Origin of the sequence: Bacteroides sp. OM08-11 (genome assembly GCF_003438665.1) — a bacterium.
GTDB lineage: Bacteria > Bacteroidota > Bacteroidia > Bacteroidales > Bacteroidaceae > Bacteroides > Bacteroides cutis.
In genome coordinates this window covers 29,763-42,695 of sequence record NZ_QSTJ01000009.1, presented here as the reverse complement: position 1 = coordinate 42,695, position 12,933 = coordinate 29,763, and the positions used below count along the sequence as shown (strand labels likewise).

The 12,933-nt window shown below is 40.5% G+C and carries 7 protein-coding genes, 3 pseudogenes and 2 riboswitches; of the genes and pseudogenes, 2 read left to right on the top strand and 8 right to left on the bottom strand.

Going from position 1 to position 12,933, the window contains the following annotated elements; translation table 11 throughout:
- Positions 1-6 precede the first annotated feature (6 nt).
- A pseudogene (locus DXC10_RS14495) lies at positions 7-546 on the top strand (MATE family efflux transporter); the annotation flags it as partial.
- A complete protein-coding gene (locus DXC10_RS14490; protein WP_145998972.1) occupies positions 522-896 on the top strand; it encodes a YtxH domain-containing protein in 375 nt (124 codons plus the stop codon). The pseudogene DXC10_RS14495 and the gene DXC10_RS14490, both read left to right, overlap by 25 nt.
- A 92-nt stretch (positions 897-988) precedes the next feature.
- Here DXC10_RS14490 and DXC10_RS14485 read toward each other — a convergent pair whose 3' ends face one another.
- The 8 genes and pseudogenes from DXC10_RS14485 to DXC10_RS14455 all read right to left on the bottom strand — a co-directional run bounded on the left by DXC10_RS14485 (position 989) and on the right by DXC10_RS14455 (position 12,236).
- Positions 989-1,654 carry an outer membrane beta-barrel protein gene (locus DXC10_RS14485; RefSeq protein WP_101542711.1) on the bottom strand — a complete coding sequence of 222 codons (666 nt, stop codon included), beginning with the start codon at positions 1,652-1,654 and terminating at the stop codon, positions 989-991.
- Positions 1,651-3,549 (bottom strand): cobalt-precorrin-5B (C(1))-methyltransferase CbiD, encoded by a 1,899-nt coding sequence (gene cbiD, locus DXC10_RS14480; protein WP_101542712.1) that lies wholly within the window; start codon positions 3,547-3,549, stop codon positions 1,651-1,653. Before cbiD ends, DXC10_RS14485 begins: the two co-directional genes overlap by 4 nt.
- Positions 3,550-3,595: 46 nt before the next feature.
- Positions 3,596-5,473, bottom strand: coding sequence for a precorrin-4 C(11)-methyltransferase (gene cobM, locus DXC10_RS14475; RefSeq protein WP_101542713.1), 1,878 nt, complete (start codon positions 5,471-5,473; stop codon positions 3,596-3,598).
- A 17-nt stretch (positions 5,474-5,490) separates the two neighbouring features.
- A complete protein-coding gene (gene cbiE, locus DXC10_RS14470) occupies positions 5,491-6,747 on the bottom strand; it encodes a precorrin-6y C5,15-methyltransferase (decarboxylating) subunit CbiE (RefSeq protein WP_117738206.1) in 1,257 nt (418 codons plus the stop codon).
- 25 nt (positions 6,748-6,772) lie between these two features.
- A pseudogene (locus DXC10_RS16760) lies at positions 6,773-7,417 on the bottom strand (precorrin-8X methylmutase); the annotation flags it as partial.
- Between the two features lie 80 nt (positions 7,418-7,497).
- Positions 7,498-8,239, bottom strand: a pseudogene (gene cobJ / locus DXC10_RS16755) (precorrin-3B C(17)-methyltransferase); the annotation flags it as partial.
- A gap of 331 nt (positions 8,240-8,570) precedes the next feature.
- A complete protein-coding gene (locus tag DXC10_RS14460; RefSeq protein ID WP_101542716.1) occupies positions 8,571-9,848 on the bottom strand; it encodes a hypothetical protein in 1,278 nt (425 codons plus the stop codon).
- 24 nt (positions 9,849-9,872) lie between these two features.
- On the bottom strand, positions 9,873-12,236 hold the full coding sequence (locus DXC10_RS14455) for a TonB-dependent receptor domain-containing protein (protein ID WP_101542717.1): 2,364 nt from the start codon (positions 12,234-12,236) through the stop codon (positions 9,873-9,875).
- Between the two features lie 139 nt (positions 12,237-12,375).
- Positions 12,376-12,582: riboswitch (cobalamin riboswitch) on the bottom strand.
- A 113-nt stretch (positions 12,583-12,695) separates the two neighbouring features.
- A riboswitch (cobalamin riboswitch) is annotated at positions 12,696-12,913 on the top strand.
- Positions 12,914-12,933 lie beyond the last annotated feature (20 nt).

The following is a 12,933-nucleotide window of genomic DNA, read 5'->3' as shown; positions in this document are numbered from 1 at the left end:
TGATACGTAACGCGTATTTCCATGTTCATTAATTCCTTCTTAATAGGTTTTGGACAAGGTTTTCAGCCGGTGTGTGGTTTTAACTATGGAGCGGCATTGTATGCCCGAGTTCGTCAGGGTTTCTGGTTTTGTGTGAAAGTGGGATTCTTCTTTTTATTGATATGTGCTGTGGCAGGTATGGGGTATGCTGAAGAAATTGTTGCTGTATTCCGTAAAGGTGACCCTGCTGTAATAGCAACAGGTGCGGCTGCTTTACGTTGGCAGTTCATTACCTATCCTTTGGGTGCATGGATTGTGGTAAGTAACATGATGTTGCAAACCATTCGTAAACCTATACGTGCTACAATCCTTTCTTCTGCCCGTCAAGGTCTGTTTTTTATTCCATTAATATTTATCTTGCCTTATTGTTGGGGCTTGAAAGGAGTTGAAATTTGTCAGGCAGCCTCCGATATACTGACTTTTTTCCTTGCCATACCTTTGACATGTGGAATCTTGGCAGAAATGAAACAAAAAGAAACGGAATGGAATTTTTCAGACAAGCGATAGGAATGGAAATGATAGATAATTTGGTAAATATAAAATTGTCGTTAATTTCTTTCTTATTCATTGAACTAATGGTTAAGTCCGCTGTTTTCAATTTAAATCTTGATAGAGCGAATCTATCAGGTTCCTTGAATATTAACTTATTAAAACCTAACTTAATTATGGAATGTCGAAATTCTCATTTTTGGATTGGACTAGGCTTGGGTTCAATCATTGGAGCAATAACTTATCGTTTAGCACATAGTTCTGAGGCTGAAAAGTTGAAAAACGAAGTGTATAACGCTCTTCAGAAATTGGAGGAACAAGCAAAAGAGAAGGTAACTACTTTGGCTAATGAACATCTCAAAAAGTAGGAGTCACTTGCCATTAAGAAAAAGAGAAATTCTGGACTTTTAACGGAACTTCTCTTTTTCATTATTAGGAAAGGGAATATGTTCGGTAATATCTAGAAGAACTTGTATCCCAATGTAAAGAACGAAGCAAAGTTTTTAGGTAGAAAAGCTCCATTTTCTGTAGAATTTATCATCTGATTTATTTGTTTGTTGATTTTTACCAGTCCCAACTGTACATCTGCGCCAAACATAAACTTATGATATTCAAACATCAGACCAATAACAATACCTGTATCAAATCGTATGTTTCCCATATTCTGATTTTGCATGCTGCCAAAAGTATCCAGCTTAAAATGATAGTTGCCATTATCACTATATTCTCTGAATACTTCTCCGGAAGTTTTTCCACCTATACCACAAGCTATATAAGGTCCGAAACCTAGTGAAATATGATAATCCTTACCTAAGTGAAGGCGGGCGGCCATCATAACTGGTAATTGAAGATATAATTCGTTCATATTGGCATTTCCCACATAACCTATTTCATCCTTGCCTCCTATGGATACAAATTCTAACGCAGATTGTACTACCCAGGTTCTGTTTAGCGTATATTCGACACCGACTCCTACTTTATATGCCATCTTGGTTTCACTGTTTGAATGTTTACCCCAAAAATTGGAAGTACCTATTCCTGCCTTGGCATGGAAAGAAAAAGGAGACTGTGCCATTCCTGCCAAAGTTGTTAATACAAAACAAAGGGTAATAATAATTCTTCTCATGTGTATATCTTTCCGTCTTCAGTGATTAATAATATAGTCAGTTCTCCATTGGGCAGAAGCGGGTCACAACATTGATGACAACTTTCAATCAATAGTTTACAGAAACTTTTCAGCTTGTCGGCAGGGATGATATCCCACAATTCACGGGCCAGGTTCATTTGTTCAATAGAGACTATTGTTTCTTCCTTACATTCGGCTTGCCGGACTATTTTCCGAATAAAATTCTTATTCATTACTACTTTTTTGCTGTGAGTATCCAGGTTTCCTTCAGCTAATTTTACAGCTTTACCTATCATTACTCCAAGAGTGACATATGATAATTCAAGTTCGGCGGCAATCTTTAAAGTTTCACCGATGAAGTTACCATAGTGTACAAAAGCCTGTTTGGGCAGGTCAGGATAATATGCTTTAATGAAACGTTCACTTTTGGCTCCTGAACTGATAACAAAACGTGGACTGTTCGTGGCACGTGCTACCTCCATGGATTTGCGGATGGAGTTAATGAATGCTTCAGAGGAGAACGGTTTAACTATCCCCGACGTACCGATGATTGAAATTCCTCCTTCTACACCCAAGCGGGGATTGAAAGTTCGTTTGGCAATTTCCTCTCCACCAGGGACAGAGATCGTGACAACAAAAGGATTGGGCTCATTGAGTACGTGCAATTGTTTGAGACACCGTTTCACATTGTCTTCAATCATCTTTCGTGGCGTGGCGTTGATAGCAGATGTACCCACCTCAAGTCCTAGACCAGCCATAGTGACAGTGCCAACCCCTTCGCCACCGCATACGATGACACTATAATCATTTTTGTTTACCGTATTCTTGGGAGAAGGAACGTCCTTCTTAAAAGAGACTGCTACATTAGCCCTGATCTGCATACCGTCTGTTATGTCGGGATCATCCCCGGCATTTTTAATGACGTATGCTTCCGTCTCCATCATCCAGTTGTCATTCATAAAGCTGGTATGAGGCAGTCGTTCCTGTTTCTCTACGGGTACCATAATGGTTTCTCCACAAGGAAGTACCACCGGAAACTCCTTAGGACGTGGTTTTTGAGATATATTAAACAGATCCCAAGTAGCTGCCACGGCAGCAGCTGTTGCACAGGTTCCGGTTGTCAGTCCGCTGTGCAGAGGATAAAAATCAGGAAGAAGTTTTTCTATCATTCGTCTGAGACCATGTTCACCATTGACAGACAAGAATGTTTCAGGTATTGCGGGGCGACGTAAAGCAAAGATTTGAATACCCAGTTCACGGGCAGCTTCTACTTTTTCCATGAAACCACCGGATACTCCACTTTCTTTGATGAGAATAGCCTCCGGATGCAACTGTCGCATCAAAAGCCGCTCATCTTCTCCGGCGTGATAATAATACAGGTGTGTTTTAGGATATCCTTGTTGCCTGGCCAGTTCGCGTGAACTTTCTCGGTCGAGAATGCGGAAATAACAACATATATTTTCTTGCCAAAGTCTCTTAAGTTTACTTATGCTTTGTACTCCGGTAAGTGCCAACAAAGTGAAAATACCCGCTTTCTTTATATTTAGAATAGCATCTTCGTAGTTATCACACCATGTGATGTTTTTTTCATTCCGTTCGGGGAAGATACGATTATACCGGATAACGGGAATATGGAGTATTGGGGCAACTTCCTCCACAGTCCGGTGAAGTTGTTCGGCGAAAGGATGGGCGGCGTCAATTAAGAGCCGGATATCTTTTTCTTGGCAGAACATTTTCAGATCAATGGCATCCATAGCCCCTTGCAGGCGGATACCATTGTGCAGAGGTACTTTCTGTTCATCCCCCCTTGTAGAATAGTAAAAGGGTTTTCCTGCTTCCTCAAGGGTCTGAACCGCTACACGCCCCTCGGTAGTTCCACCTAATATCAGTATCATAATTTTTTATTTAGTTAGACACCAATGTACCTGAAATTCTGTATCTTCATTTCCTGAACAAATGCTTGAATTCATCTGCATACAACCGCGATAAGCCTTCCCGGTTACCAATCGCTTCACCCACCACGATCATAGTTGTCAACGTCAACTTATTTTTATCTATAATTTGGGCAAGGTCTTTGAGCTCGCCACGGAAAATACGTTCGTCTTTCCACGTGAGATGGTAACAGACAGCAATAGGGGTTGTTTCTGGATACTCCTGTAAAAGTTCCCTTTGTACTTGATCTGCGATACTTGCACTGAGAAAAATGCACATGGTACTTTGCGAACGTGCCATGAGGTGAAGCTTTTCCCGTTCAGGCATAGGTGTACGGCCTTCGCCACGAGTCAGGATAATACTTTGTACTTTCTCAGGAATAGTGAACTGTGATTTCAATGCGGCAGCAGCTGCTTGGAAAGAAGATATTCCTGGGGTGATATGATAACTCATGTCATATTGGTCGAAGTAATTCATCTGCTCTTGTATGGCTCCATAAATACAAGGATCCCCGGTGTGTAATCGTACAATAAACTTACCCTTATCATAAAATTCTTTCATCAAAGCGAACTGTTCCTCCAAATTCATAGATGCGGAACTACGCACAGTAGCACTCGGTTTGGCACATAATGTCAGTTCGCGGGGAACCAGACTACCTGCATATAGGATAAGATCGGCTTTTTCAAGCATCTGACGGCCACGTACGGATATAAGGTCAGGGTCACCCGGACCGGCACCGACAATTTCAATATGCCCTCGGCGAAGTACACTTACATTAATAGCGGCCGCTACGGTATAATTTTCTCCTTTCTTTTTGGGCATCAGCAACTGATCGTTTCCCGAAGATAGAAGAGCTGCAGCCTCACTGACACTCGGAGTTCCCATGTGTTTCATCACTGTCTTGCTCGGATGAGGAACTTCTATTTTTGCCAAATCTTCCGCAGTATAGAAATAGACCGGATATTTCTTTTTAAACGCTTTCACTACCGGTTCTTCACTTTTGGCATCGATGGTAGAAATGGAAGCAATGGCAGGAAGGAAGATACCTTCGCGTTCCAGATCTTTAAATATAGCTTTCTGTACTTTACGGGTGGGGCCTGCCTCCCGTGCAAGTCCGATGCCCAGATGAATAACACGGGGGACATAGCAAATCATCGGTATCTCCTTCAGATTGGGAGCTTGAGGAGATACACATAGTATTAGTTTGAAATGTGAAGGTTTAATATCTTTGGCATTGTAGAAAACTTGAACATGGGGGGGGAGATTTGCTTCCATCCACTCTGTTCCCTTGTCACGTATGGTGAGCAGTAGCGCCGTAGGTTTTCCGGCAACAAAAAGGCTGATGTGTTCGTTCATACAGGCTCTTACTTTTTCCTCGGTAGTGGTGGCAAGTTCAGCCATTAAAAGTACGGAAGATTCGGCAGTGATGACAGGAAACCAGTTGAAGCGTTCCGCCAAAGTATCAAGAGCCCACAGCCCGGTAAGGTCACTTTGTGTAGTTACCACTGGTTCGGCTCCCAGTATGCTTGCAACATGAATTGTCAACTCATTGGCTCCTCCGATATGTCCTGAAAGAACAGAAATGGCATGTTTCCCTATACTGTCTACGCATATCACGGCAGGATCGGTATATTTGTTTTTCACACATGGAGCAATAGCACGTACACAAATACCCATAGCACCGATAAAGATAAAGGCGTCAAAACGATTGAAATTCTCTGACGTAAAAGAGGTTGCGGATTCAATATGAGTACATCCACCTTCATGTCGGGGAGTGAATATCTCTATTTTCATTTTTGTCTCGGATTTTAATTCTGACAGTTCGTTAAGCAGCAATTGTGCTGTATTCAAACCGGCTTCAGAAACGAGAATTATAGCTGTTTTCATATATTGATATATATATTTTATGAAAGCGTAGCTTTCATAATTTCGATAGGATTATAATCATTCAAAGTAATCTGCAGAGAAGGTTGAAGTACCAGTCCTGCTATTTGGATACCTTCGATAAAGGCTTTTTTACTTTCCACCGACACGGAGTTGAAAACAACACATCCTCCGGGTTGCAATATACTTTTAATCCGCATCAACATTTCTTGCAGATGTCCGCCATGTCCGCCAATAAAGACCGCATCGGGGTGGGGGAGCTGATCTATTTCTTTCTCCAAGAAATCCCCGATAATCGCCTTAATACCCGGTACCCCGAAACGACGGGTATTGGTATCCATCAGTTTCTCGCCTTCGGGACGTATTTCAAATGCAATGACAGTGAGATGTGGAAACTGTAACCTTGCTTCTATGGAAACAGAACCGGTACAGAAACCGATATCCCACAAAACACGACGTCGGTTCAGTTCCAGCGCCTGCAACGTAAGCAAGCGGATCGGAGCTTTGGTAATCATACGGGTACGACCATCAAGATGCTCGAATTTTTCATCTGGGATACCGAACGGACGGGGATGAACCAAACCGAGGAATTGTGTTGGTTGATGTAAGGTAACTGCATCGGCTGGCATAGACTGGCTACATAATATTATACAGTTGGGATGTTCAAAAGTACATTGGGCGGCATCTTCGGGAGTTATACGGCGGATACACTCTTTCTCACCATTGCCGAGGTGTTCACCTACGTACATTATATAATAGTCATAACCATATTCCAACATACGTGCGGCAATAGTGGCAGGAGTATGTTTACGATCGGTGAGAATACCTATTTTAGGCACACGTTCCATCAGCGCACGGTCAAATTCTTGCCATGGTCTACCCGTCAATGACACGGTTCGCATATCATCATAAGATAAAACCAGTCGATGAGCTAATATCTGTAAAGAGTTGAATGTGGGGTAAAGACGTATTTTTGCATTTGTGAATTCTCGCTTTACCGTATTTGCGAAACCGAAGAACAACGGATCGCCGGAAGCAAATACAATAATCGTTTCACCGGTTTCGGTAAAAACTTTTTCATATTGACGAAACACATATTCCAAAGGTACGGTAATAGAAATCCATTCGTTATTTTCCGGCAGCAACTTTTTGACCTTCTCCTTGTGTCGCATGCCACCCGAGAAGATTTTTCCTTGCCGTATGCATGTTATTACTTCCGGCGGGAAAAAAGGTTCCGGATTATCATCCATCCCTATAATTATAAACTTCTGCTCCATTATACTCTTATTTTATAACAGGACTTCAGACATCCCTTCCCGGCTGTAACTGTTCCGCATCATTATAGCAAAGTATGGCATTTACCAATGTTGCGGCAAGATTACTTCCCCCTTTACGCCCTTCCACTATGATTTTCGGTATTTCTTTAAATGGTTTTACCATGTGTTTGGACTCCTGCACATGTACAAAGCCTACAGGTGCAGCTATTATTCCGACAGGATACGTTTTCTCTTTACGTATCAAATCACAGAGTTCCATTAATGCTGTAGGTGCATTACCAAATACAAAAAGAGCATCAGGGTGTTCTTCTACCGCAAGGCGAATACCAGCCTGAGTACGTGTAATACCTTTCTCTGCAGCCAATGATACCGTACGAGGATCACCGAGATAGCATTTTACCTCTACACCGAGTCGCTCTAAAGCCCCCTTACGGATACCACTGGCAACCATTGTCACATCAGTGATAATTGTACGGATACGACCTTCGGCAATACCCTGATAAAGGGAAGCTACGGCACCGGTATCCGTGTGAAGTAAGTTCTCCATTTCGAAATCGGCTGTGGTATGTATAGCATGCAAAAGCGCCCATTTATGGTCAAGAGGAATATTTTTATTCTTTAATTCTTTTTCGATGGTACGGAAACTACGTATCATGATGTCCTGGCCTTTATTGGCCTGAAGATGATGTTTTGCTCCCTGAAGATGATGTTTAGGTTTCTGAAGATCATCTTTAGCGTTTTGCCCCCTATCTTTATAATATCCTCGTGGTGTAATTAGCATCCCATTCCATTCGTATGACTGTGAGTTACCTATAAGTACCACTGTAAACATATCAATATCTTCGGGGTTGAAAGCTTCCAGAGTCGTGATGTGTACTTCCTGTTCTGGTCGTCCCGCTTGGCGTACATAGCCTACCGGAGTTTGAGGAGAACGACCTTCTTGTAGGAATAATTCTTTCAGGCGATATAGTTGCCAGTAACGGCCTTCGCTTTTGGGATTATATACGGCAGTTACAAAATCGGCTGTCGCAGCAGCGATAATTCTTCTCTCTATACATTCCCAGGGAGTCATCAAGTCGGAAAGTGAAATAACACAGAAGTCGTGACCGACCGGCGCCCCTAATAGAGCGGCTGCCTTCTGAAAAGCACTGATACCCGGCAAAGAAACTATATCCACAGCACTGCTGCGTTCCCGTTTCATTTCATAAATAAGCGGCGTCATACCGTAAATTCCCGCATCACCGGAACTGATGACACATACCGTTTTTCCTTGCTCTGCCAGTTCAAAGGCTTGCTCTGCACGGACACGTTCCCGCTTCATACCGGTATCCACACATTCGGTTTCAGGGCGGAGATAAGGAGTTACAAACCGGAAATAATATTTATATCCTACCACTACGTCCGCTTCTTGCAAAGCCGTAAGCACGGCAGGTGTAATATCTTCTTTATTGCCCGGGCCAAGTCCGGCAACAATTATTTTAGGTTGCTTCATATATCATTATATTGGTATGCAAATATACGTTCTATTTGGCATATTCTTCACATGAAAACAAAACTTTCCACAGAATGGAAGTAAGTTTGAGAAACGGCTATTTTCCTTTATAACGTTTTTTCTTCCGCAGATAATGGATACTTAATACTAACCCTGTCATGGATACAGTATTTCTACTATTATGCTCCATATACAGTAATATCGAAGTGTATCGATAGCAGAACCGCCTTCTCGCCAATATGAAGTCTAGCGAGAAGGCGGCTGTTATAAAACTTCCTCTTTCACCATACAAACTGTAAAAAGAGAAAGTTGTAAGAACATCAAAAGGAAATTATTGTTCATCTTCCAAGACACGGATCTGTTCAAAATAGTAACCTTCTGCAATTTCCCTGCCTTTAGTTACAGTACCGGTTGCAATATCGTAGATATAAATACAGGGATTACTGTCTTTCGGATTGACACCAATATAGGCTTTACCACCAGCTATGGCAGTACGTTGGGAGAAACGTCCGCTACTGTATGGCAGATCAGTTCCGTTATAACTGAGACGTGTATATGATTTATTTGTCAGGTCTATGATTGCATAATAATGGCTATAGCTGTCTATACTGGTACCAAGTTCATCTTCACGGGCATAAGCAAGTACTTTATTATTACCTAAATATTCAATGGAAAGCAATTTGCCATCAGTCTTGAAACCATCGTAGTCGGGATCAAAATCTTTCTCTCCAGCTTTTATTTTTAACAGGTGAGATCTTTCCACTTTATCTGCATCATTTGACAGACTGGCGAGATAGAGGTTGCCACTTTCGTCAAAAGCTACACATTTCTGTAACAATTCCCCATAAGCACTACCTACCATTTCGTCTATTTTGGTAGTTTGCATATTACTTTCCACAGCCATTGTGGAAGCATTGATTACAGCAGTAAACACTTTTGATGCAGTAGAGTTTAAAGCGCCTTTTTTAGCTTTTCCGTAATAGAAGTAGATCAGCTTGTTATCTTTCTCGCGATAGGTCAAAATTCCGCTGGTCGTAAACGACGCTGAGCCTGTTGGCACTTGAATATCCAATGTACCTTCTTTAAGGATTTCCATGCTGGAAGCATCGAGCAGGGTATAAATAATCTCTGTACCATCTCCATTGGCAGCCATAATGATCAATTTATTATCCGGCATCCAAGCGTGGGTGTATTTACGAGGAGAATATGTGTTACCATTATTCTTGAATTTCTGTTCTTGAATAATATTAATTTGATTATCTGATAAAGTGTATTTACCGAAACGGTCACCGCTTACAGGCACTTGATAATAATATGCACCTTTAATTATGTTTTCCAGTGTCAGTTTGGAGTTTACTTCCGTACCTTCGCCCACAAAGTCTATGATTGGTTGATCTGCTTCCAAAGAAGATACACTTCTGACTAAAGTCTTTACATCACGTCCCATGCCGCCGTGTTTGTCCACGGCAATCCAAATATCAAAATGATAACTGTTTTCCGACGGATCAGGATCAGGAATAGGTGCCGGATTTTCATCATCCGAACAAGCACTGAATGTAATGGTCATCATCATGACTAACATGCCGACTAAAAATCTCAAATCTTTCATTTTTAATTATTATTATGTGATAAATTAATGAATAAAAAGTCTGAATTTAGCAAAGAGTGTCCGACCGGGCTTTTGCAATTTATAATTATCGTATAGCGTCTTGTTTAGGAAGTTAGTACATTCCACAGAAATATTATATTTATCTTGTTTCCATGAGTAGGTTAAAGCGGCATTACAAATGTGCTGTGCCGGGATACGTGCTTTACTTTCTATGGCACCATAGGTTTCCCACGAAAGGTAGAACCAATGTACCCATTGATAACTACATCCCATACGGAATTTACTTTGGGGAAGTAGCAGATTGTGAAAAGTATAATTTATTTCTGTATTACTAAAGAACCAAGGGCGATTGGGTATACGGTTATTATAAGTAGCAGAGGGTTTTCCATCTGTTTTATATTTTTTCTGATCTCGTGCATCCTGATAACTGATGTTTCCGGAAAGTTGTAACCTATTCTGCCAGTTATACTGTATTTCTCCTTCTATTCCTTTGATGTGTACAGCCGGAACATTATCATATTGCATGGTTCCATCTTCCTTAGGTGATACGACAGCTTGGATATAATCGTCTACGGAACGAATAAAACCATTGGCTTCATAATAAATGGTATGTCCATCGACTGGATGCCAAGTTCCAAAAATACCTAAATTGATATTATCACTACTCTCGGGTTTTAAGGTTACGTTGGCATATATAGTAGTTCCATTACCCAGTAATTCACGGGCAATAGGTAAACGGACGCTATGTTCATAAGAAAATTTAATAGAAAAAGGATCTAATATGGAAAAACGTGAACCTATTCCATATCCCCAATAATTTTTGGTTTGTGAACCTTTTACAATATCAGAGCCTGTGATGCTAGGTAAATCATTTTGTCTAATGTTCAAGTGATTGACGTAGTCCTTTATGAAGAATATATTCTCCATTTTTTCATTAAAGAAAGATTGACTGTATGATAAGCCTAATACATGTTTGGATAATACGTCATTAGTAGATTCGAAATCGGCATCAATTTCATCATATCTGTTGTTTCCCGTACGATTTAACAAATAATTAAGATTAAGACTGTGATGGTCATTTAAATGATAGTCCAAATTGGTACGTACAATGGTTAGTGGACGTTTGTAATGGCGCATCAGTCGCCCCCGTCCCATAATTTCACTTCGTGAACTTTGAATATAATCACCATTCCAGTCATATTGTCGATATGCGGTATCTACCGTTAACGAATGATCCCAAGTCTGTGAAAAAAGTGCATTCAATTGTAAGTTTTTTATTATGAAATCATCTTTTCGATAACGTGCAGACATATTCCAAGCATTCGTATTCCGTTCCGCCATACCATAAACTTTGCTCTGAACAGACCCCGTTTGTAATTCTTTATTAACTTTGGAATATGAACCGGATATGAAGAAAGCATCCGCCCATGATTTATTGGTAAAGCCAACTTCTATTTGTCCCAACAATGAGAAATAATCGTCATGAAAGCGTTTGCGATCCACTAATACATATTTACGGCTGTCTTCATCCCATACTTCAACATCTTTCATCGTATAGTCGTTCTTGGAATAATTCACTCCGAAGGTCGGTTTGATAATCAACCCAGTCTTGGACTCTATAAATTGTGCGTTCAAGTCTGCCTTATGTGTATGAAATGAACCAATGCCATAGGATAAGTCCAAATAGTTTTTCTTTTCCTGTTTGGTGATGATATTGATAGCTCCTCCTAGTGCATCTGTACCTAGGTTAGCCGGTACTACACCTTTGTATATTTCAATTCGGTCTATAATATTTACCGGCAGGTTTGACAATGAAACACCGCTTCCTTTCGTATCAAGTGGAATTCCATCCAAAAAATAACGTACAGAATTACCGGACATCCCGTTAATGGACATGTCGAAATCGGAACCGACTCCACCTTCTTCTCTTACCTTGACACCTGTTGTCCGGTTCACTAAATCATTAAGGTTATTCAGAGAATTAATGATTGGTTTTATATCGAGGGCATTGACAGCAAAAGCTCCTTCTTTTACTTTCTGTGTCCGGCTCTTTCCATATACCTCAACAGAGTTGAGCACAACAGAATTCTCTTCTAATATAAAATTCACTTTTTTATCTTGTTGGAGATTGAGGGTACGTTTCGATGTCTGGTAACCGATAAAAGATACAACAAGAGTATATTTGCCTGGTGTAACGGGTAGCGAATATCGGCCATTATCATCCGTATATGTTCCAATAGTAGTGTTTTCAACAGCAATTGTTACTTGTGGAAGAGGAATGCCGTGCCTGTCGGTAACTGTTCCTGATAAAACTACTTTATTTTGAGCCATTGTTGCCACTTGGCACATGCAGGTTATGCAAAACAAAATGTATGTGAAGAATTTCATTTCAAGTCGTTAGTTTATACATAATATTCATTGACTTGCTTCCGAAAAGAAAAGAGTATAGACAAAGAGAAATGATTTCTTTATGAATGATAAAGAATTACCAGACTCATTGTTTTACTGCTTTATTCCCCGAAAGCGTTAAAACTATGTTATTTTTGGCAGGTCTTCTGACTTGTCCATCTTTGAAACGCCTTCCCATCTTGATTAGCAGACAGTGGCAAAGTATATTCAAAGAATTAAAAGGACTTACAGCAGCGGGTCTGTTCAGGACTTACACCTGATTCCCTTTTCACCGTTCTTTTCGTGTTATTCAGAAAGGAACGAAACCAAAAAGTGTTGCAAAGTTATTAAAAAACTATATCTGAGCAAAAATAAGTTCTCTAAAATATTTTATCTTACAGAAAAAAGGTATTAATATTTTTTCTTCTTCTTTTCATTGCATTGCAAATTTTCTTGTTATCTTTGTCCTATGAAAATGGTTTCCAAATCATCTTAGCATGACGAGGAATTAAAAGGGAATCCTGTGAAAGTCAGGAACTATCCCCGTAGCTGTAAGCTTTGTCTCCCTTATGTGGAGGAATGTTGTAACCTATCTATAGCCACTGGTCATAAAAATAACCGGGAAGGCGTTGCAACAGAAGTCAGTCAGAAGACCTGCCATATTTTACTGATCATTCATTCAATGCTTTCGGGTGAA